Origin of the sequence: Enterobacter sp. ODB01 (assembly GCF_001623605.1) — a bacterium.
GTDB lineage: Bacteria > Pseudomonadota > Gammaproteobacteria > Enterobacterales > Enterobacteriaceae > Enterobacter > Enterobacter kobei.
In genome coordinates, this window is record NZ_CP015227.1 from 4511623 (window position 1) to 4534036 (window position 22414).

At 53.6% G+C, this 22414-nt stretch carries 17 protein-coding genes, 1 tRNA gene and 3 rRNA genes; 8 read left to right on the plus strand and 13 right to left on the minus strand.

What is annotated here, in order from left to right; translation table 11 throughout:
* Positions 1-30: 30 nt before the first annotated feature.
* From rseC to rseD, 5 genes are read right to left on the minus strand one after another with little or no spacing between them, the layout of a single operon-like run.
* Positions 31-507: a SoxR-reducing system protein RseC gene (gene rseC, locus A4308_RS21395; RefSeq protein WP_014884848.1), complete on the minus strand. Its 477-nt coding sequence runs from the start codon at positions 505-507 to the stop codon at positions 31-33.
* The gene (gene rseB / locus A4308_RS21400; protein ID WP_023331097.1) at positions 504-1457 is read right to left on the minus strand and encodes a sigma-E factor regulatory protein RseB; all 954 of its coding nucleotides are present in this window, start codon (positions 1455-1457) and stop codon (positions 504-506) included. Before rseB ends, rseC begins: the two co-directional genes overlap by 4 nt.
* Complete coding sequence (rseA, locus tag A4308_RS21405; protein ID WP_014832926.1) at positions 1457-2107, minus strand: anti-sigma-E factor RseA; 651 nt, start codon at positions 2105-2107, stop codon at positions 1457-1459. The genes rseB and rseA overlap by 1 nt, the downstream gene beginning before the upstream one ends.
* 31 nt (positions 2108-2138) lie before the next feature.
* Complete coding sequence (gene rpoE, locus A4308_RS21410) at positions 2139-2714, minus strand: RNA polymerase sigma factor RpoE (protein ID WP_006176728.1); 576 nt, start codon at positions 2712-2714, stop codon at positions 2139-2141.
* On the minus strand, positions 2711-2794 hold the full coding sequence (gene rseD / locus A4308_RS23040; protein WP_223605340.1) for a rpoE leader peptide RseD: 84 nt from the start codon (positions 2792-2794) through the stop codon (positions 2711-2713). The genes rpoE and rseD overlap by 4 nt, the downstream gene beginning before the upstream one ends.
* Before the next feature lie 344 nt (positions 2795-3138).
* On the opposite strand from rseD, the gene nadB reads away from it, so the two are divergent.
* Entirely contained in the window at positions 3139-4758 is a 1620-nt protein-coding gene (nadB, locus tag A4308_RS21415; RefSeq protein ID WP_023337641.1) for an L-aspartate oxidase, read from the plus strand.
* On the opposite strand, the gene trmN is transcribed toward nadB, so the two are convergent.
* Positions 4743-5480, minus strand: coding sequence for a tRNA(1)(Val) (adenine(37)-N(6))-methyltransferase TrmN (gene trmN, locus A4308_RS21420; RefSeq protein ID WP_032635805.1), 738 nt, complete (start codon positions 5478-5480; stop codon positions 4743-4745). The genes nadB and trmN overlap by 16 nt on opposite strands.
* 132 nt (positions 5481-5612) lie before the next feature.
* On the opposite strand from trmN, the gene srmB reads away from it, so the two are divergent.
* On the plus strand, positions 5613-6941 hold the full coding sequence (gene srmB / locus A4308_RS21425) for an ATP-dependent RNA helicase SrmB (RefSeq protein ID WP_014884852.1): 1329 nt from the start codon (positions 5613-5615) through the stop codon (positions 6939-6941).
* 52 nt (positions 6942-6993) lie between these two features.
* Here srmB and grcA read toward each other — a convergent pair whose 3' ends face one another.
* Positions 6994-7377, minus strand: coding sequence for an autonomous glycyl radical cofactor GrcA (gene grcA, locus A4308_RS21430; protein ID WP_014884853.1), 384 nt, complete (start codon positions 7375-7377; stop codon positions 6994-6996).
* Between the two features lie 314 nt (positions 7378-7691).
* On the opposite strand from grcA, the gene ung reads away from it, so the two are divergent.
* Positions 7692-8381 carry a uracil-DNA glycosylase gene (ung, locus tag A4308_RS21435; protein WP_014884854.1) on the plus strand — a complete coding sequence of 230 codons (690 nt, stop codon included), beginning with the start codon at positions 7692-7694 and terminating at the stop codon, positions 8379-8381.
* Positions 8382-8421: 40 nt separating this feature from the next.
* Here ung and A4308_RS21440 read toward each other — a convergent pair whose 3' ends face one another.
* Positions 8422-9552, minus strand: coding sequence for a tRNA/rRNA methyltransferase (locus A4308_RS21440; RefSeq protein ID WP_014884855.1), 1131 nt, complete (start codon positions 9550-9552; stop codon positions 8422-8424).
* Positions 9553-9756: 204 nt separating this feature from the next.
* Here A4308_RS21440 and trxC point away from each other — a divergent pair, with 204 nt between their 5' ends.
* From trxC to A4308_RS21465, 5 genes are all read left to right on the plus strand, one after another.
* Positions 9757-10176, plus strand: a complete 420-nt coding sequence (trxC, locus tag A4308_RS21445) for a thioredoxin TrxC (protein WP_014884856.1) — start codon at positions 9757-9759, stop codon at positions 10174-10176.
* A 69-nt stretch (positions 10177-10245) separates the two neighbouring features.
* Entirely contained in the window at positions 10246-10944 is a 699-nt protein-coding gene (tapT, locus tag A4308_RS21450) for a tRNA-uridine aminocarboxypropyltransferase (RefSeq protein WP_045281166.1), read from the plus strand.
* Positions 10945-10979: 35 nt separating this feature from the next.
* Positions 10980-13643 carry a bifunctional acetate--CoA ligase family protein/GNAT family N-acetyltransferase gene (locus A4308_RS21455; RefSeq protein WP_045281167.1) on the plus strand — a complete coding sequence of 888 codons (2664 nt, stop codon included), beginning with the start codon at positions 10980-10982 and terminating at the stop codon, positions 13641-13643.
* A gap of 110 nt (positions 13644-13753) precedes the next feature.
* Complete coding sequence (pssA, locus tag A4308_RS21460; RefSeq protein ID WP_023331103.1) at positions 13754-15109, plus strand: CDP-diacylglycerol--serine O-phosphatidyltransferase; 1356 nt, start codon at positions 13754-13756, stop codon at positions 15107-15109.
* A gap of 45 nt (positions 15110-15154) precedes the next feature.
* Positions 15155-15478, plus strand: coding sequence for a YfiM family lipoprotein (locus A4308_RS21465; RefSeq protein ID WP_014884860.1), 324 nt, complete (start codon positions 15155-15157; stop codon positions 15476-15478).
* Here the strand turns inward: A4308_RS21465 and A4308_RS21470 are convergent.
* From A4308_RS21470 to A4308_RS21490, 5 genes are all read right to left on the minus strand, one after another.
* Positions 15475-16770, minus strand: a complete 1296-nt coding sequence (locus tag A4308_RS21470) for an MFS transporter (protein ID WP_023331104.1) — start codon at positions 16768-16770, stop codon at positions 15475-15477. The genes A4308_RS21465 and A4308_RS21470 overlap by 4 nt on opposite strands.
* Positions 16771-16980: 210 nt before the next feature.
* Positions 16981-17096, minus strand: a 5S ribosomal RNA gene (gene rrf, locus A4308_RS21475).
* A 63-nt stretch (positions 17097-17159) separates the two neighbouring features.
* Positions 17160-20065: ribosomal RNA gene (locus A4308_RS21480) — 23S ribosomal RNA — on the minus strand.
* 192 nt (positions 20066-20257) lie between these two features.
* Positions 20258-20333 (minus strand) — tRNA-Glu (locus tag A4308_RS21485).
* Between the two features lie 85 nt (positions 20334-20418).
* Positions 20419-21958, minus strand: a 16S ribosomal RNA gene (locus A4308_RS21490).
* Together the 16S, 23S and 5S rRNA genes with 1 tRNA gene alongside form the textbook arrangement of a ribosomal RNA operon.
* Positions 21959-22414 lie beyond the last annotated feature (456 nt).

Sequence of the window (22414 nt, forward strand, 5' to 3'; positions counted from 1 at the left end):
AGGGCGTAAAAATTGATAAAGCCCGATGGATCATCGGGCCTCAGAAGAGAGCGTCTCGACACGAAGCTGGTCTGGTGCCAACCCAACGCTGAGAATGACAGGCTGCCACTCTTCGCGCGCGGCAAGCTTCGGTGAGAGACCTTTAGCAAGCCAGAATCCCCCGATGCCCCCCAACGCGGCACCGCACATGGCGGCCACATCAGTACCAAACAGCGTCTGGAAAAGGCCGCCCATGATAAATAACCCGACCAACGGAGAGAGATAGACCAGCATAGCGGAACCGAGCAGACTGCCTTCCGCAATCCCCAGTTCAACCTTCTGCCCCGCCACCAGCGGCTGTTCACTTGGCACAGAGATAGTATGCGACGTTTGCGGCCCGAGCTTATTCAGCACGCGGCTGCCGCACCCGGCACGGGATGCGCAGCTATTGCATGAGGCTTTGACATCGCAACTGACGCGCGCAACGCCATTTTGCCACGAGACGACGGTTGCCCACTCTTTAATCATTGCGCGGCCCTGAATTTAATGCTGTCTGAAATGCGCTTCGCCGTCTGCGGAGGTAATTCACCCACAATCGTGATCTCTGCGTTATCACGTACCGTGGTGCTCACCGTGCGACGTCCGGTACGAAGCATTTGCTCAGAGCTGTTTGCCGTTGCGCGGTTGATATTCACCGAGAAACTGAACAAACCGTCGGAATAGAGGCGAGACTCAACGGGCGTGTCAATAGTTGGCAACTGACGACGGCTGCTGGACACTTCGCTAAAGCCTTGCGGGATCCAGGAAGGAACCCAGTTGAAGTTAACGGAATCCCCTGCCGGAACAGAAAGCAGCGGCGGCAGGCTGGCTTTGGCCAGATTCTGCATGCTGTTGCCAACCTGATTGTTCACGCTGAAGGAGATCACGCGGAACTGTTCAAGCGTTTCACCGTCGCGGTCAAGCAGGTCCACACGCATCGGCAGCTTGGTTTCCGCATCAATCCAGACGATATAGCTGTAGCGCGTGCCATCGCGAGCAACCACGCGGATCACTTCACACAGTCTGTCTGCGATGCGCGTACGCCCTACCGAAATAAAATCGTAGTAAGGGGCCAGCCGCTTGAAGTCGGTATAGATGAGTGACGGCAGAGAATCAACGATATAGTCGCCATTGAGCGTGAAAGGCTCCAGGCCGGGCTCGAAATAGCTGATTTCGTTGCCTCGCTGGACAACTTCCCGACGCGGACCATCCATCTGTAAAAGCTGGGCGAGTGGCTGATTATCAAGACGGGCATGACGATAGCGTAACGACTCGACGCCCTGCTTATTGATGCTGATAAATGCCAACTCATAATTGAGTGACTGGCTGGCCAGATTCATTTGCTGCAACAACGCCCCGGATGAAACATCAGCCGAGGCGTTGGCAGAGAAGAACAGGCTACCCGCCATCAGAGACATGGCGAACCAAAGTTGCTTCATTACTGCGATTGCGTTCCTAAAGTTTGGTTTCCGGGCACCTGCACAGCAGCTTGCTGGGTTTGGGCCTGCTCAAACTGAAGCTGTTCAGAGTGCAGACGACGCTGCAACTCGTAATCCTGCAACATCGCATTAATGCGACGGCGCTGCTCCTGCACCTGCTGTTGCTGACCGCCGCTGGCGGAAGCATCAGCCGGTACGCCCAGGCTAACCGGGCTCGCTTTGCCCATCATCGGCAGTGTGTTAAACACTGGCGCTTCTGGCTGCTGATTAGTTTCAGACTGAGTATTATAGTGCTGGACGCCAACGATAACTGCAAGCGATACGCATGCAGCAACCCCCATTTGGGTGAGCTGGCTGGCCCACGGACGCACCTTTTGCCAGAACGGCATTTTCTGCCACTGGTGAGGTGCAGGTTGAGCTTCAGGAATCAGCGGAGTGGTCTGATGAACAGGCTCATTCTCAATGGCCGCCATCACGCGGGCAGAGATATCGAAATGGAGAACCTCGCCGGTATCGCCGCGCAGCGTGTCACGGATGAGATGGTAACTCTCCCAGGTCTCTTGCATTTCGGGAGAATGAGACAGCTCGTTGAGCAGCTCACTATCCAGCGTCTCACCATCCATTAAAGCGGAAAGTTTTTCTTTCTGCATGCCTAATACCTTTTCCAGTATCCCGCTATCGTCAACGCCTGATAAGCGGTTGAACTTTATTATCAATAGCTTCTCGCGCACGGAAGATTCGTGAACGCACCGTGCCGACCGGACAATCCATGATAGCGGCTATCTCTTCATAGCTCAGACCATCAAGCTCCCGTAACGTAATTGCCATGCGTAAATCTTCCGGGAGCGACTCGATCGTGCGAAAAACAATTTGTCTCAGTTCTTCTGACAACATTAAGTTCTCAGGGTTCGAAATTTCTTTCAGCGCACCGCCACTTTCGAAGTTTTCGGCGTCGATAGCGTCTACATCACTGGACGGCGGACGACGCCCCTGAGCAACCAGATAATTCTTTGCCGTATTAACAGCAATACGGTACAGCCAGGTATAAAAAGCACTATCTCCCCGGAAAGAATCCAGCGCGCGATAGGCCTTAATAAAAGACTCTTGCACCACATCAGGCACATCACCTGACGGTACATAGCGGGAAACCAGACTCGCCACCTTATGCTGGTAGCGCACCACCAGTAAGTTAAAGGCTTTCTGATCTCCCTTCTGGACCCGTTCAACCAGGACCTGGTCCGTTAACTGCTCGCTCATCCGAGGTAATGTCTCCCCAAACCTAAATTCCACGCGTTATCGAAACGCCACTCTAAAAACACCGCACTTTGAGCAAGCACCGAGTTAGAGTGTCCGATCGTCAATAAGTTCCGTAACGCCTTTGTTTTTGTTCATCGCGCCGCAGACTGTTCATTTTCTCTCATTATAAGTCTGTTCACGATACGCACCACTTTCTGACTAGAAACATCTTTTTTCCCGCGAGAAGAGTAACGCAACCCAGTCTTTATTTCACCACAAAATCTGACGCTAACGATCTGCTTCGCAAAATAATTTCATTCCTTTACCCGCTATTTACTCCGTCTTACGAGTTTAGCCATTGCAACAACCTTTAAAAAAAACGTGCGATAAATCGCACTCAGGTGCTATTCTGACCCAACACTGTTTAGTAAATTAAACAACAATCATGAACACAACATCTGAACTCCATTGTGATGTCCTGATCATCGGTAGCGGCGCTGCCGGTCTCTCTCTGGCGCTGCGCCTGGCCGAGCATCAAAACGTTATCGTTCTGAGCAAAGGACCGATTAGTGAAGGTTCCACATTTTATGCCCAGGGCGGCATTGCCGCCGTGTTTGACGAGACCGACAGCATAGCGTCGCACGTAGAAGATACGTTGATTGCCGGCGCCGGGATCGTGGATGCGCACGCCGCAGAGTTCGTTGCCAGCAATGCCCGCCATTGCGTTCAGTGGCTCATCGATCAGGGCGTGTTATTTGATACCCAGATTCAGCCTAACGGTGAAGAGAGCTACCACCTCACGCGCGAAGGCGGCCATAGCCACCGCCGCATCCTGCACGCAGCGGATGCCACCGGTAAAGAGGTGGAGACCACGCTGGTGGGTAAAGCGCTTAACCATCCTAATATTCGGGTTCTTGAGCGCAGTAATGCCGTTGACCTGATTATTTCCGACAAGATTGGCCTGCCTGGTCCGCGTCGCGTGGTGGGTGCATGGGTCTGGAACCGTAATAAAGAGAAGGTTGAAACCTGTCAGGCGAAGGCCGTTGTACTGGCGACGGGCGGCGCCTCAAAGGTGTATCAGTACACCACTAACCCGGACATCGCTTCCGGAGACGGTATCGCCATGGCCTGGCGCGCAGGCTGCCGCGTGGCGAATCTCGAATTTAATCAGTTTCACCCCACCGCCCTGTTCCACCCTCAGGCGCGCAACTTCCTGCTGACGGAAGCCCTGCGCGGTGAAGGCGCTTATCTGAAACGCCCTGACGGTACCCGCTTTATGCCGGACTTTGACGCGCGTGGCGAGCTCGCCCCTCGCGATATCGTTGCCCGCGCCATCGACCATGAAATGAAACGTCTGGGCGTGGACTGCATGTATCTCGATATCAGCCATAAGCCAGCCGCATTCATTCGCCAGCATTTCCCGATGATTTACGAAAAGCTGCTGAACCTGGGGATTGATTTGACCCGCGATCCGGTGCCCATTGTGCCTGCGGCCCACTATACCTGCGGGGGCGTGATGGTTGACGATCACGGGCGCACCGACGTAGAAGGTCTGTATGCTATCGGCGAGGTGAGTTATACCGGCCTTCACGGCGCGAACCGTATGGCGTCGAACTCGCTGCTTGAGTGTCTGGTGTACGGCTGGTCAGCGGCCGAAGACATCACGAAACGCATGCCTTACGCCTGCGAGACTGAGCACTTACCTGCCTGGGATGAAAGCCGCGTGGATAACCCGGACGAGCTGGTCGTGATCCAGCACAACTGGCATGAACTACGGCTGTTTATGTGGGACTACGTAGGGATTGTGCGCACCACAAAACGTCTGGAACGTGCGTTGCGCCGCATTACTATGCTGCAGCAGGAAATTGATGAATATTATGCCAATTTCCGCGTATCCAATAATCTGCTGGAGCTGCGCAATCTGGTGCAGGTTGCCGAGCTGATTGTTCGCTGTGCCATGATGCGTAAAGAGAGCCGCGGCTTGCACTACACCCTGGACTACCCGGATCAGCTTGCTGAATCCGGCCCGTCGATACTGGCTCCGCAGGTTCACATAAACAGATAAAATGCCTGGGTCAGAGCAGTGTAATCTTCGGAATAACGCTGGTCTGGCCCTCGAATCACCATACGGTCATTAAAGCATTCACCTTCTTTTGGCGAGAGCGCCAGCAGCACGCGGTGCGGCAGTCGTCCTTCCGTATCAGAAATGTCAGTTCGCAAACGTAATGTCCAGCCAATCTCCTGCGCCAGACCAATAAATGTATTACCCGTGCTTTCTGGCAACACTACGCAAAAAAAGCCCTCTTCAGAGATGAGTTCAGCCGCGCTGGTAAGCAGTGCTTTATGATCGAGTGAACCGGTATAACGCGCCTGTTCACGTTCAGGAGTACCACACTCGACACCGGGCGCGTAGTAAGGAGGGTTGCTGACGATAAGATCGTAACGCGCAGTTTGTTCAGGCGCCCAGACCAGCACATCCGCACATTGAACGCGAATCCGGGCTGCCCAGGGGGATTCGGCCGCATTTTCACTCGCCTGCCCTGCAGCCTGCGCATCGAGCTCAACGGCATCAATCGTGACATGCTCTTCCGTACGCTGGGCCAGCATCAACGCCACCAGCCCGCTGCCGGTACCGATATCAAGAATACGTTTAACACCTGCGACAGGGGCCCATGCTCCCAGTAAAATACCGTCGGTGCCGACTTTCATGGCACAGCGATCGTGGGCGACAAAAAACTGTTTAAACGTAAAACCATCGCGGCGCAACTGCGCTTTGAGTTGAGACATGTCAGGGCAACCTTCTAAGTGAAACTGGAGTAGCATAGGGGAAAGCGAAGGCACCGCAAAGCGATATCCATACAAACAGATGAAGATTACAGCCGTAACGTCTATAATCAGCGCCCCACACAGAGGTAGAACATGACTGTAACGACTTTTTCCGAACTTGAACTCGATGAAAGCCTGCTCAATGCACTTGAGAGCAAAGGCTTTACACGCCCGACCGCCATTCAGGCAGCGGCCATTCCGCCTGCGCTTGAGGGCCGCGATGTGCTCGGTTCTGCGCCAACCGGCACGGGGAAGACAGCAGCCTATTTGCTGCCTGTGTTGCAGCACCTGCTCGACTTTCCACGAAAAAAATCAGGCCCACCGCGTATTTTGATCCTGACGCCTACGCGCGAGCTGGCCATGCAGGTTGCCGATCACGCGCGTGAGCTGGCGGCTAACACCCATCTGGATATCGCCACTATTACCGGCGGCGTGGCGTATATGAACCACGCCGAGGTGTTCAGCGAAAACCAGGATATCGTTGTTGCGACGACGGGCCGTTTGCTGCAGTACATTAAAGAAGAGAACTTCGACTGCCGCGCGGTAGAAACGCTGATTCTGGATGAAGCCGACCGCATGCTGGACATGGGCTTCGCACAGGATATCGAACATATTGCGGGCGAGACGCGCTGGCGTAACCAGACGATGCTGTTCTCTGCCACCCTTGAAGGGGACGCGATTAAAGATTTCGCCGAGCGTCTGCTGGAAGATCCGGTTGAAGTCTCTGCGACGCCCTCTACGCGTGAGCGCAAGAAGATCCATCAGTGGTATTACCGTGCGGACAACCTTGAGCACAAGGTCGAATTACTGAAGCACCTGCTGAAGCAGGAAGATGCTCTGCGTACCATCGTCTTTGTGCGTAAACGCGAGCGCGTGCACGAGCTGGCAGAAATGCTGCGTAATGCGGGCATTAATAACTGCTACCTCGAAGGTGAGATGGCGCAGGTTAAGCGTACCGAAGGCATCAAACGCCTGACCGATGGCCGCGTGAACGTGCTGGTGGCGACAGACGTTGCCGCGCGTGGGATCGACATTCCGGACGTGAGCCACGTGATCAACTTCGATATGCCGCGCAGTGGTGATACCTATCTGCACCGCATTGGCCGTACCGGTCGCGCCGGACGTAAAGGTACTGCGATTTCACTGGTTGAAGCGCACGATCACCTGCTGCTGCAAAAAATTGGTCGCTATGTTGATGAGCCGCTGAAATCTCGCGTCATTGACGGCCTGCGCCCAACTACCCGCGCGCCGAGTGAAAAAATGACGGGCAAACCGTCCAAGAAAGCACTCGCAAAACGCGCTGAGAGAAAAGAGAAAGAAAAAGAGAAGCCGCGCGTTAAGCAACGCCACCGCGATACCAAAAACATTGGTAAGCGTCGTAAGCCAAGCGCAGCCGCGCAGGATACGAAAACTGAAGAGTAAGAAAAAGCCGGGGATTTCCCCGGCTTTTTTATTCACCCCCGAAACTGGAACCTTACAGGCTTTCAGTAAAGGTACGCGCGATAACGTCGCGCTGCTGCTCTGGGGTCAGTGAGTTAAAACGAACCGCATAGCCAGACACGCGAATAGTCAGCTGTGGGTACTTTTCAGGGTGCTCAACGGCATCCATCAGCGTTTCGCGACGCAGAACGTTAACGTTCAGGTGCTGACCGCCTTCCACGCGCACTTCCGGCTTCACTTCCATTGGGATTTCACGATATTCGATTTCGCCCAGTTTGCTCACTGGCACGATCTCATCTTCAGTAAAACCGGCTTTTGCCACCACGCAGCGTGCTTCGTTTTTCTCGCTGTCCAGCAGCCAGAAAGAATTGAGCAGATCGTCATTTGCAGCTTTAGTAATCTGGATACCTGTAATCATGTGTTGCCTCCCTTAGGCTACATTAACTGATGTCGGCCTCACACGGCCAATTGGTAAAACCATTGTTTCTTGTGTGTATATATATCACTCGCACCCCGGCGATTTATTGATTTAAATCAACAAAAACACCAACCACATAAAGAGTGTGGTTTGAATTTATTGTTTTAGATCAATTTCAGCACCTTACCAATTCAACTGGCTGTGTATCTTTTCAAAATAAATTTAGTTACTTAGCGCACGTTTCAGCGCGTCATTTTGCTCACTGGCGTTTAACAGGTAAGCTAGACACAGAATGAGATTCGCAGGAGAGCGAGATGACCACACCGTTGACATGGCACGATGTGCTGGCAGAAGAAAAACAACAACCCTATTTTATCAATACACTCAGCACCGTTGCAGCTGAACGTCAGTCCGGGCAGACGATTTATCCGCCGCAGAAAGATGTGTTCAACGCCTTTCGTTACACTGAGCTGAGCGATGTGAAGGTGGTCATTCTTGGCCAGGATCCGTATCACGGCCCGGGTCAGGCACACGGGCTGGCGTTCTCCGTCCGTCCGGGCGTGGCTATCCCCCCTTCTCTGCTCAATATGTATAAAGAGCTTGAGGGAACCGTTCCTGGCTTTACCCGCCCCACCCACGGTTACCTGGAAAGCTGGGCGCATCAGGGTGTGCTGCTGTTAAATACGGTACTCACTGTACGGGCGGGTCAGGCACATTCTCACGCCAGCCTGGGCTGGGAAACCTTTACCGATAAGGTTATTAGCCTGATCAACGAACATCGTGAAGGCGTGGTGTTTTTACTGTGGGGTTCTCACGCGCAGAAGAAAGGGGCGATTATCGACCGTCAGCGCCATCACGTTTTAAAAGCGCCGCACCCGTCTCCGCTGTCGGCACATCGCGGTTTCTTCGGCAGTAATCACTTTGTTCTGGCGAATGAATGGCTGGAAAAACGTGGCGAAACGCCAATTGACTGGATGCCAGTGTTACCGGCAGAGAGCGAGTAGGGTTTGAATGTGCCGGGCCAGACCCGGCACATTGAGAGGCTTATGCCTTATTCTGACGCCACCATTCCGCCAGCAGTACGCCGGTCGCAACGGATACGTTCAGACTTTCTACATTACCTGTCCCGTCGATAGAGACGCTAAGATCCGCACTGGAGAGCGCCGCGTCAGACAGACCGTCACGTTCCTGACCTAATACCAGCACCATTTTACGCGGCAGCGTCGCTTTAAACAGCGGCGTACCAGCATGGCTCGACGTGGTCACGATGGAATAACCCGCTTTACGGAACTGCTCAAGGGCGTCCAGCACGCTGTCGCCGGTGATCGGCTGCACATGCTCCGCTCCGCCTTCTGCAGTGCGGATAGCGGCACCGGATTCCAGCAGTGCGGCATCCTGTAACAGCACACCCTTCACGCCAAAGTGCGCGCAGCTGCGCATCATCGCGCCCAGGTTGTGCGGGTTGCCTACATCTTCCAGCGCCAGCACGCAGTCATCGGCATCCGCCTGGCTGACCCACTGCTGCACGGTGGTGCCGTTACGTTTTTTAATCAGGAAGCAGACGCCGCCGTGGTGCTCGGTACCGGACGCTTTGGTCAGCTCGGCATCATCCACCACGTGGTAGGCTTTACGGTTCGCGGCCATCCAGCGCAGTGCTTCTTTAAAGCGCGGGGTCACGCTCTGGATAAACCAGGCGCGGACGATACACTCAGGACGGCTCTGGAACAGCGCCTGGCAGGCGTTCTCGCCATACACGCGGGTCTCTTCCGCGCGCTGACGGCGCAGCACTTCCGGGTCGATAAAGCTTTTACCGCTGATACCGCCGTGATCGGCTTTCTCTGGCGTCTCATCGCCCGGGGCGCGAGAAACGGTGCGCCACGGGGAGGCGTTGTCACGCGAGAAGTCATCACGCGGACGATCGTCGCGTGGACGGTCACTACGTGGGCGGTCGGAACGCGGACGGTCATCGCGTTTGCGATCGTCACGTTTGCGGTCATCACCGCGGGTGTTTCTGTCATCGCGGGCGGGGCGACGGCCACCGTCTGCACGAGAAGACGCCGGACGCCCGCCACCTTTTCCGGTACGCGGATTTTGGGTGCGTTTATCAGAGTCATCATCACTGCGGACATACATCACTTTGACCTTGCCGCTTTTATTTTTCATTTCGTCGTTCATGCTTTTCTCCACCAGCGCTGCGCGAAGCGCGCAGATTACCCGATGTGCCAGCGCATAGCCATAATTTCGTACAAAAGCCTGTGACTATTGTTCTCATTGAATAAAACGCATTGTTGTTTCAAACAGGCTCATTGATAATATGTAACATATTAGAAACATTATCGGCGTTCTGCCGCTGTCCCACGGCTCTATCAGAGGTTAGTTATGAATACCGTATGTGCCAACTGTCAGGCTCTTAATCGCATTCCGGACGATCGGATTGACGATGGTGCGAAATGCGGACGTTGTGGCCACGAACTGTTTGATGGCGATGTCATTAACGCGACGGGTGCTACGCTGGACAAACTCCTCAAGGACGATCTCCCGGTGGTGGTCGATTTCTGGGCACCGTGGTGCGGTCCATGCCGAAGCTTCGCGCCAATCTTTGAAGACGTGGCCGAAGAGCGCAGCGGTAAGATGCGTTTTGTTAAGGTGAATACCGAGGCGGAACGCGAGCTTAGCGCACGTTTCCGCATTCGCAGCATCCCGACCATTATGATCTTTAAAAACGGTGAAGTCGTCGACATGCTCAATGGCGCAGTACCGAAAGCGCCGTTTGACAGCTGGTTAAACGAATCACTGTAACTTTCACGGGGCACATCTTGTGCCCCGCTCCCGCCTCTGCGAAAATGGCGTTTTTCCTTCACTTCGCCCATGACCGATAACGCTGTCCTCCAGTTACGCGCCGAACGCCTTGCGCGCGCCACTCGTCCTTTTCTTGCCCGTGGCAATCGCATTCGTCGCTGCCAGCGCTGCCTGCTTCCGCTTAAAGTTTGCCTGTGCGAAACGCTGGCACCCAGTACGGCTAAAAGCCGTTTTTGTCTGGTCATGTTTGATACCGAGCCGATGAAACCCAGTAATACAGGGCGGCTGATTGCCGATATTCTGCCGGATACTGCCGCGTTTCAATGGTCCCGCACCGAGCCGCCACAGGCCCTGCTCGATCTGGTGACAAACCCGGACTATCAGCCGATGGTCGTTTTCCCGGCCTCTTACGCAGGCGACAATCGTCAGGTGCTTTCGGCGCCACCATCCGGTAAGCCACCGCTGTTTATTATGCTGGACGGCACATGGACCGAAGCGCGGAAAATGTTTCGCAAAAGCCCTTACCTTGACGCGCTGCCGGTCATTTCTGTCGATCTTTCCCGCGTCTCGGCTTATCGCCTGCGTGAAGCGCATGCTGACGGACAATATTGCACCGCCGAGGTGGCCATCGCGCTGCTGGATTTAGCCGGGGATACCGCAGCAGCAGGCGCCCTGGGCAACCATTTCTCTTGTTTCCGGGAACGCTATCTGGCGGGAAAAACCATTCATAAGGGCAGCATCACAGCAACAGCGTCAGAAAGCGTTTAAAATCATCAGGTCGCTTGCAATCACGGGAGACTTGCATGAGCCAGCGAGGGTTAGAAGCGCTATTACGTCCTAAATCCATTGCCGTTATCGGCGCATCCATGAAACCGGATCGGGCAGGCTATCTGATGATGCGCAACCTGCTCGCGGGAGGATTTAATGGCCCCGTCATGCCCGTCACGCCGGCTTATAAGGCCGTTCAGGGGGTGCTGGCATGGCCAGATGTGCAGAGCCTGCCTTTTGTTCCGGACCTCGCCGTGCTGTGTACGAATGCGAAACGCAATCTGGAACTGCTGGAAGCACTTGGCAAGAAAGGGTGTAAAACCTGCATTATTCTCTCGTCTCCACCTGAACAGCAACCCGAACTGCTCGCCTACGCCAGCCGCTACCAGATGCGTATCCTTGGCCCGAATAGCCTGGGCCTGCTCGCCCCCTGGCAGGGGTTGAATGCCAGTTTCTCCCCGGTACCGATCCGCAAAGGCAAACTGGCGTTTATCTCGCAGTCGGCTGCAGTATCGAACACTATCCTCGACTGGGCGCAACAGCGCGAAATGGGTTTCTCCTACTTCATTGCCCTGGGCGACAGCCTGGATATCGACGTTGATGAGCTTCTGGATTTCCTGGCTCGTGACAGCAAAACCAGCGCGATCCTCCTTTATCTTGAGCATCTGAGCGACGCCCGTCGTTTTGTATCGGCTTCACGAAGTGCTTCGCGCAATAAGCCGATCCTGGTTATCAAAAGCGGTCGCAGTCCTGCTGCCCAGCGTCTCCTGCAGTCTCATTCCGGCATGGATCCCGCCTGGGATGCCGCCATCCAGCGCGCGGGGTTACTGCGGGTGCAGGATACGCACGAGCTTTTTTCCGCCGTTGAGACACTCAGCCACATGCGCCCACTGCGTGGCGAGAAGTTAATGATTGTCAGCAATGGTGCGGCCCCTGCTGCGCTTGCGCTGGATGAACTGTGGCTGCGCAACGGAAAGCTGGCAACGCTGGGTGAAGAGACGCTTCAACGCCTCAGAGAGGCGCTTCCGACAAGCGTGATGCCCGGCAATCCGCTTGATTTGCGCGATGACGCCAGCAGCGATCGCTATATTCGGGCTATCTCAATTTTGCTGGATAGTCAGGACTTCGATGCATTGATGATTATCCACTCCCCCAGCGCAGTCGCGCCGGGCAGTGAAAGTGCGCGCGCGTTAATTGAAGCTGTACGCAACCATCCGCGCGGCAAATATGTCACTCTGCTGACAAACTGGTGCGGTGAGTTTTCATCTCAGGAGGCACGACGTCTGTTCAGCGAAGCCGGTCTGCCAACCTACCGTACGCCGGAAGGGACCATCACCGCATTTATGCATATGGTGGAATATCGCCGCAATCAGAAGCAGCTGCGCGAAACCCCGGCGCTACCTGGTAACCTGACGGCGAATACCGTCGACGTTCATCGACTCTTGCAGCAGGCTATTGAAGAGGGCGCGACATCGCTTGATACGCATGAAGTGCAGCCCATTCTGGGCAGCTACGGGATGCAAACCCTGCCAACCTGGATCGCCAGCGACAGCGCCGAGGCAGTACATATTGCGGAGCAGATTGGCTATCCGGTCGCTCTTAAGCTGCGCTCTCCCGATATACCGCATAAATCAGATGTTCAGGGTGTCATGTTATATCTGCGTACGGCAACGGAGGTACAGCAGGCAGCTGATGCCATTTTTGATCGCGTTAAGATGGCCTGGCCACAGGCCCGGATCCACGGACTGCTGGTACAAAGCATGGCTAACCGCGCAGGCGCTCAGGAACTACGAGTCGTGGTAGAGCACGATCCCGTCTTCGGCCCGCTTATTATGCTGGGAGAAGGTGGCGTGGAGTGGCACCCGGAGGAACAGGCTGTCGTTGCTTTACCGCCGCTGAACATGAACCTCGCGCGCTATCTGATCATTCAGGCGATTAAAAGCAAAAAGATCCGTGGCCGCAGTGCCTTGCGTCCGCTCGATATTGCCGGGTTAAGTCAATTCCTGGTGCAGGTGTCTAATCTGATCGTGGATTGTGCCGAGATCCAGCGGCTGGATATCCATCCGCTACTCGCTTCCGGCAATGAGTTTACGGCGCTGGACGTGACGCTGGATATCGCGCCCTTCGAAGGGGACAGAGAGAGCCGCCTGGCAATCCGTCCTTATCCTCTGCATCTGGAGGAGTGGGTAGAGATGAAAAACGGGGAACGCGTCCTGTTCCGCCCAATTCTGCCGGAAGATGAACCCCAGCTGCGGGCCTTTATCTCTCAGGTTACAAAAGAAGATCTCTACTACCGCTATTTTAGCGAAATCAACGAATTTACCCACGATGATTTAGCCAATATGACCCAGATCGACTACGATCGAGAAATGGCGTTTGTTGCAGTGCGTCGTGCAGGTCATGATGATGAGATCCTCGGCGTCACGCGAGCCATTTCTGACCCGGATAATGTCGATGCGGAGTTTGCCGTGCTGGTGCGCTCCGATCTTAAAGGCCTGGGGCTGGGTAGACGACTGCTGGAAAAACTCATCAGTTATACGCGAGATCACGGATTGTTGCGCCTGAATGGCATTACTATGCCAAACAATCGCGGTATGGTGACCCTGGCGCGAAAACTCGGATTTGACGTTGATATTCAGCTGGAGGAAGGTATTGTTGCCTTGTCCCTCATCCTGACATCAGCAGACAAACACGAGTAACCTACTGGAAATGTTACCCACTTTGGACGGGACTGGTGGTATCATTGTCCGCTTATGTTGTTTGCATGGTACAGACAACCCTTCAATGAACAGAGAAGAAACGCACTGTGATGTTGTCAAAATTTAAGCGTAATAAACATCAACAACACCTTGCTCAACTACCGAAGATTTCTCAGTCAGTTGATGATGTAGAGTTCTTTTATGCTCCCGCTCATTTTCGGGAAACGCTTCTGGAAAAGATTGCCAGCGCCACGCGACGCATTTGCATTGTGGCCCTGTATCTTGAACAAGATGAAGGCGGTCGTGCGATCCTCAACGCACTCTATGAAGCTAAACGTCAGCGTCCGGAACTGGATGTTCGCGTACTGGTTGACTGGCATCGCGCTCAGCGTGGCCGTATCGGCGCAGCTGCTTCCAATACTAATGCAGACTGGTATTGCCGCACGGCGCAGGAAAATCCTGGCGTCGATGTCCCTGTTTATGGCGTACCCGTTAATACCCGTGAAGCACTCGGTGTCCTTCATTTTAAAGGGTTCATCATTGATGACAGCGTCCTGTACAGCGGCGCAAGCCTGAATGATGTCTACCTTCATCAGCTCGATAAATATCGCTACGACCGCTACCACCTGATTCGTAATCCACAGATGGCCGATATCATGTTCAACTGGGTTGATAAAAACCTGGTACACGGTCGTGGTGTTAATCGCCTTGACGATCCTGAGCGTCCTAAAAGCCCGGAGATCAAAAATGATGTTCGCGCTTTCCGCCAGGAGTTGCGCGATGCTGTCTACCATTTCCAGGGCGATGCGAACAACGAAGAGTTATCTGTTACCCCGCTGGTAGGGCTCGGCAAATCAAGCCTGCTGAACAAAACGATCTTCCATTTGATGCCATGCGCAGAGCAGAAACTCACCATCTGTACGCCATACTTCAACCTTCCTGCCGTGCTGGTGCGAAATATCATTCAGCTACTGCGCGACGGTAAAAAAGTGGAAATTATCGTCGGCGATAAAACAGCAAACGACTTTTTCATCCCTGAAGACCAGCCGTTCAAAATCATCGGTGCGCTGCCTTATCTTTATGAGATTAACCTGCGTCGTTTCCTGAGCCGTTTACAGTACTACGTCAACACTGACCAGCTGGTTGTGCGTCTGTGGAAAGATGAAGACAACAGTTACCACCTGAAAGGAATGTGGGTCGACGATGAGTGGATGCTGCTGACCGGTAACAACCTTAACCCACGCGCCTGGAGACTGGATCTGGAAAACGCCATTCTCATCCATGACCCGCAGCATGAGTTAGCCGCCCAGCGTGAACGTGAGCTGGAGTTGATTCGCACGCATACTACGGTGGTTAACCATTACCGCGAACTACAGAGCATTGCCGATTATCCGGTGAAAGTCCGTAAGTTGATCCGCCGTTTACGTCGTATCCGTATCGACCGACTTATCAGCCGTATTCTGTAATGTCAGAGCCCTGTCACCCGCAGGGCTTTTTTATGGAGCCCGTTGATGCGTACTTCTCTGCTACTGAGCGTCCTCTTTCTGAGTGGCTGCAGCCATATGGCCAACGATAGCTGGTCCGGACAGGATAAGGCTCAGCACTTCCTCGCCTCCGCAATGCTGTCTGCAGCCGGTAACGAATATGCACAGCATCAGGGATACAGCCGGGACCGGAGCGCAGCGATAGGATTGATGTTCTCAGTAAGCCTTGGAGCATCAAAAGAACTGTGGGATAGCCGCCCCGCGGGGAGCGGCTGGAGCTGGAAAGATTTCGCCTGGGACGTCGCCGGTGCAACCACCGGCTATGCCGTCTGGCAGATGGCGCATTATTAAAGACGAATGCCCTTCCCTTTGCGATGCAGCATCAGGGAGACAATAAAGGCCAGCGCCCCCATTACCGTCACGTACCAGAAGAATGTCGTTTCACTTCCCCATGATTTAAGCGACAACGCTACATACTCCGCCGATCCGCCAAACAGCGCATTGGCTACCGCATAAGAGAGCCCTACCCCTAGCGCTCGTACCTGTGCCGGGAACATTTCGGCTTTCAGTATTCCGCTGATCGAGGTGTAGAAACTGACAATCACCATCGCCAGCATCACCAGTGCAAATGCGGCATATGGCGAGGAGACATGCTGAAGGGCTGTCAAAATAGGGACAGTACACAGCGCCGACAGCCCACCAAAGATCAGCATTGACGTACGGCGACCAATCTTATCGGAAAGCGCACCGATAATCGGTTGTATGAGCATAAAGACAAAAAGTGCCACTGTCATAACAACGCTGGCGACGTTTGCGTGCATTCCGGTGGTGTTCACCAGATACTTTTGCATATAGGTAGTGAAAGTGTAAAAACTGAGAGAGCCGCCCGCAGTGAAGCCCAGCACCATCAGGAAAGCTTTGCGGTTTCGCCATAAACCTTTGAATGTTCCCGCCTCCTTTAGCGTCCTGACCTCTTTCTGCGAGGTTTCATCTAACTGACGGCGTAACCAAAGTGCGACAATCGCCAGTGCTGCGCCCAGTGCGAAAGGAATTCGCCATCCCCATGTGTGAAGTTGTTCGTCTGTCAGGATCTGCTGCAAGATCACCACCACAAGAATCGCCAGCAATTGACCACCAATGAGCGTGACGTACTGGAATGAGGCGTAAAAACCTTTGCGGCCTTCCAGGGCAACTTCACTCATATAGGTCGCACTGGTACCGTATTCACCGCCCACCGATAGTCCCTGGAATAAGCGAGCCAGCAAAAGCAGCGCAGGCGCCCATGTCCCGATCGATTCATACCCTGGTAAGCAGGCGATCACCAGAGATCCAAAGCACATCATACAAACCGAGATCAGCATGGAGGCCTTGCGCCCGCGACGATCCGCAATACGCCCAAACAGCCAGCCCCCAATGGGTCGCATTAAGAATCCGGCGGCAAATACCCCTGCCGTTTGTAGTAGCTGTGTTGTGGTGTTTCCGGACGGGAAGAAGATATGTGCGAAGTAGAGTGAACAGAATGAGTAGACGTAGAAGTCAAACCATTCAACCAGATTCCCGGAAGAGGCGCTGACGATTGCCCATACCCTTCTTCGGGTATCACTGTTAGCCAGCGTCCCGTTTGATGTAATACTTTCTGTCATTGTGATTATGCTCCTGCCATAAACAGCGGTGTATTGAGCCAGGAGACTCAATTACCTCGTAAATGAAATGTTATAATTTTGTTATAAATAACATTGAGACAGGGATCACACATTCCATTAGCAGGGTAAGAGATTAAGAGAAAGGCCAGGGGAGAAAAACCAAAAGCAAAAAACCCCGCACCTTACGGTACGGGGTTCTTCTTAATTGATGCCTGGCAGTTCCCTACTCTCACATGGGGAGACCCCACACTACCATCGGCGCTACGGCGTTTCACTTCTGAGTTCGGCATGGGTTCAGGTGGGACCACCGCGCTAAAGCCGCCAGGCAAATTCTGTTATCTGTATCAGGCTGAAAATCGTCTCTCACGCCAAAACAGCTTCGGCGTTGTAAGGTTAAGCCTCACGGTTCATTAGTATCGGTTAGCTCAACGCATCGCTGCGCTTACACACCCGACCTATCAACGTCGTCGTCTTCAACGTTCCTTCAGGAGACTTAAAGTCTCAGGGAGAACTCATCTCGGGGCAAGTTTCGTGCTTAGATGCTTTCAGCACTTATCTCTTCCGCATTTAGCTACCGGGCAGTGCCATTGGCATGACAACCCGAACACCAGTGATGCGTCCACTCCGGTCCTCTCGTACTAGGAGCAGCCCCCCTCAATTCTCCAGCGCCCACGGCAGATAGGGACCGAACTGTCTCACGACGTTCTAAACCCAGCTCGCGTACCACTTTAAATGGCGAACAGCCATACCCTTGGGACCTACTTCAGCCCCAGGATGTGATGAGCCGACATCGAGGTGCCAAACACCGCCGTCGATATGAACTCTTGGGCGGTATCAGCCTGTTATCCCCGGAGTACCTTTTATCCGTTGAGCGATGGCCCTTCCATTCAGAACCACCGGATCACTATGACCTGCTTTCGCACCTGCTCGAGCCGTCACTCTCGCAGTCAAGCTAGCTTATGCCATTGCACTAACCTCCTGATGTCCGACCAGGATTAGCTAACCTTCGTGCTCCTCCGTTACTCTTTGGGAGGAGACCGCCCCAGTCAAACTACCCACCAGACACTGTCCGCAACCCGGATCACGGGTCTACGTTAGAACACCAGCCATTAAAGGGTGGTATTTCAAGGTCGGCTCCACGCAGACTGGCGTCCACGCTTCAAAGCCTCCCACCTATCCTACACATCAAGGACCAGTGTTCAGTGTCAAGCTATAGTAAAGGTTCACGGGGTCTTTCCGTCTTGCCGCGGGTACACTGCATCTTCACAGCGAGTTCAATTTCACTGAGTCTCGGGTGGAGACAGCCTGGCCATCATTACGCCATTCGTGCAGGTCGGAACTTACCCGACAAGGAATTTCGCTACCTTAGGACCGTTATAGTTACGGCCGCCGTTTACCGGGGCTTCGATCAAGAGCTTCGCGTTACCGCTAACCCCATCAATTAACCTTCCGGCACCGGGCAGGCGTCACACCGTATACGTCCACTTTCGTGTTTGCACAGTGCTGTGTTTTTAATAAACAGTTGCAGCCAGCTGGTATCTTCGACTGATTTCAGCTCCACCCGCAGGGGCTTCACCTACATATCAGCGTGCCTTCTCCCGAAGTTACGGCACCATTTTGCCTAGTTCCTTCACCCGAGTTCTCTCAAGCGCCTTGGTATTCTCTACCTGACCACCTGTGTCGGTTTGGGGTACGATTTCGTGTTACCTGATGCTTAGAGGCTTTTCCTGGAAGCAGGGCATTTGTTACTTCAGCACCGTAGTGCCTCGTCATCACACCTCAGCGTTAAAAAGGTACCGGATTTACCTGGAACCTCCGCCTACATGCTTAAACCGGGACAACCGTCGCCCGGCTAACATAGCCTTCTCCGTCCCCCCTTCGCAGTAACACCAAGTACAGGAATATTAACCTGTTTCCCATCGACTACGCCTTTCGGCCTCGCCTTAGGGGTCGACTCACCCTGCCCCGATTAACGTTGGACAGGAACCCTTGGTCTTCCGGCGAGCGGGCTTTTCACCCGCTTTATCGTTACTTATGTCAGCATTCGCACTTCTGATACCTCCAGCAACCCTCACAGGCCACCTTCAACGGCTTACAGAACGCTCCCCTACCCAACAACGCATAAGCGTCGCTGCCGCAGCTTCGGTGCATGGTTTAGCCCCGTTACATCTTCCGCGCAGGCCGACTCGACCAGTGAGCTATTACGCTTTCTTTAAATGATGGCTGCTTCTAAGCCAACATCCTGGCTGTCTGTGCCTTCCCACATCGTTTCCCACTTAACCATGACTTTGGGACCTTAGCTGGCGGTCTGGGTTGTTTCCCTCTTCACGACGGACGTTAGCACCCGCCGTGTGTCTCCCGTGATAACATTCTTCGGTATTCGTAGTTTGCATCGGGTTGGTAAGCCGGGATGGCCCCCTAGCCGAAACAGTGCTCTACCCCCGAAGATGAATTCACGAGGCGCTACCTAAATAGCTTTCGGGGAGAACCAGCTATCTCCCGGTTTGATTGGCCTTTCACCCCCAGCCACAGGTCATCCGCTAATTTTTCAACATTAGTCGGTTCGGTCCTCCAGTTAGTGTTACCCAACCTTCAACCTGCCCATGGCTAGATCACCGGGTTTCGGGTCTATACCCTGCAACTTAACGCCCAGTTAAGACTCGGTTTCCCTTCGGCTCCCCTATACGGTTAACCTTGCTACAGAATATAAGTCGCTGACCCATTATACAAAAGGTACGCAGTCACCCCATAAAGAGGCTCCCACTGCTTGTACGTACACGGTTTCAGGTTCTTTTTCACTCCCCTCGCCGGGGTTCTTTTCGCCTTTCCCTCACGGTACTGGTTCACTATCGGTCAGTCAGGAGTATTTAGCCTTGGAGGATGGTCCCCCCATATTCAGACAGGATACCACGTGTCCCGCCCTACTCTTCGAGTTCACAACCTGTGCATTTTCGTGTACGGGACTATCACCCTGTACCGTCGGACTTTCCAGACCGTTCCACTAACACACAAGCTGATTCAGACTCCGGGCTGCTCCCCGTTCGCTCGCCGCTACTGGGGGAATCTCGGTTGATTTCTTTTCCTCGGGGTACTTAGATGTTTCAGTTCCCCCGGTTCGCCTCGTTAACCTATGTATTCAGTTAACGATAGTGTGACGAATCACACTGGGTTTCCCCATTCGGACATCGCCGGGTCAAAGGTTCATATCACCTCGCCGGCGCTTTTCGCAGATTAGCACGTCCTTCATCGCCTCTGACTGCCAGGGCATCCACCGTGTACGCTTAGTCGCTTAACCTCACAACCCGAAGATGTTTCTTTCGATTCATCATCGGTTTGCGAAAATTTGAGAGACTCGAACACACATAACATGTGTGTCGTTTCAATTTTCAGCTTGATCCAGATTTTTAAAGAGCAAATATCTCAAACATGACTCGCAAGTCAGTTTTGAGATATGACGGCAGGTGACTTTCACTCACGAACCAGCAAGTGGCGTCCCCTAGGGGATTCGAACCCCTGTTACCGCCGTGAAAGGGCGGTGTCCTGGGCCTCTAGACGAAGGGGACACTGAAGTCTCAATCGCAAGACGCCTTGCTATTTACTTTTCATCAGACAATCTGTGTGAGCACTACAAAGGCAGGTTCTTTAAGGTAAGGAGGTGATCCAACCGCAGGTTCCCCTACGGTTACCTTGTTACGACTTCACCCCAGTCATGAATCACAAAGTGGTAAGCGCCCTCCCGAAGGTTAAGCTACCTACTTCTTTTGCAACCCACTCCCATGGTGTGACGGGCGGTGTGTACAAGGCCCGGGAACGTATTCACCGTAGCATTCTGATCTACGATTACTAGCGATTCCGACTTCATGGAGTCGAGTTGCAGACTCCAATCCGGACTACGACGCACTTTATGAGGTCCGCTTGCTCTCGCGAGGTCGCTTCTCTTTGTATGCGCCATTGTAGCACGTGTGTAGCCCTACTCGTAAGGGCCATGATGACTTGACGTCATCCCCACCTTCCTCCAGTTTATCACTGGCAGTCTCCTTTGAGTTCCCGGCCTAACCGCTGGCAACAAAGGATAAGGGTTGCGCTCGTTGCGGGACTTAACCCAACATTTCACAACACGAGCTGACGACAGCCATGCAGCACCTGTCTCAGAGTTCCCGAAGGCACCAATCCATCTCTGGAAAGTTCTCTGGATGTCAAGAGTAGGTAAGGTTCTTCGCGTTGCATCGAATTAAACCACATGCTCCACCGCTTGTGCGGGCCCCCGTCAATTCATTTGAGTTTTAACCTTGCGGCCGTACTCCCCAGGCGGTCGACTTAACGCGTTAGCTCCGGAAGCCACGCCTCAAGGGCACAACCTCCAAGTCGACATCGTTTACGGCGTGGACTACCAGGGTATCTAATCCTGTTTGCTCCCCACGCTTTCGCACCTGAGCGTCAGTCTTTGTCCAGGGGGCCGCCTTCGCCACCGGTATTCCTCCAGATCTCTACGCATTTCACCGCTACACCTGGAATTCTACCCCCCTCTACAAGACTCTAGCCTGCCAGTTTCGAATGCAGTTCCCAGGTTGAGCCCGGGGATTTCACATCCGACTTGACAGACCGCCTGCGTGCGCTTTACGCCCAGTAATTCCGATTAACGCTTGCACCCTCCGTATTACCGCGGCTGCTGGCACGGAGTTAGCCGGTGCTTCTTCTGCGGGTAACGTCAATTGCTGTGGTTATTAACCACAACACCTTCCTCCCCGCTGAAAGTACTTTACAACCCGAAGGCCTTCTTCATACACGCGGCATGGCTGCATCAGGCTTGCGCCCATTGTGCAATATTCCCCACTGCTGCCTCCCGTAGGAGTCTGGACCGTGTCTCAGTTCCAGTGTGGCTGGTCATCCTCTCAGACCAGCTAGGGATCGTCGCCTAGGTGAGCCATTACCCCACCTACTAGCTAATCCCATCTGGGCACATCTGATGGCAAGAGGCCCGAAGGTCCCCCTCTTTGGTCTTGCGACGTTATGCGGTATTAGCTACCGTTTCCAGTAGTTATCCCCCTCCATCAGGCAGTTTCCCAGACATTACTCACCCGTCCGCCACTCGTCACCCGAGAGCAAGCTCTCTGTGCTACCGTTCGACTTGCATGTGTTAGGCCTGCCGCCAGCGTTCAATCTGAGCCATGATCAAACTCTTCAATTTAAGTTTGATGCTCGTGAATTAAACTTCGTAATGAATTACGTATGTTCACTCAGAGACTTGGTATTCATTTTCGTCCGAGGACGTTAAGAATCCATGTCACTTGAGTGCCCACACAGATTGTCTGATAAATTGTTAAAGAGCAGTTGCAACGCGGCTTTCGCTCACCGTTGCGAGGTGGCGTATATTACGCTTTCCTCTTTCAGAGTCAACCCGTTATTTCAGGATTTTTTCTCTTCAACCGACCGGGTTGTCTGTGAAGTGATTCACATCTGCCGTGTCGATGGAGGCGCATTATAGGGAGTTCTCCGCAGGCCGCAACCGCTAAATGACAGAAAAATGACTGACTGCTGCATTCCACAGCAAAACCCCGTCTTATACCCTTTTACACACAGACTTATCCACAATGATACGAAAAAGTAAAAATGTGCGAGCGTTGCGCAAACGTTTTCGTTAAAA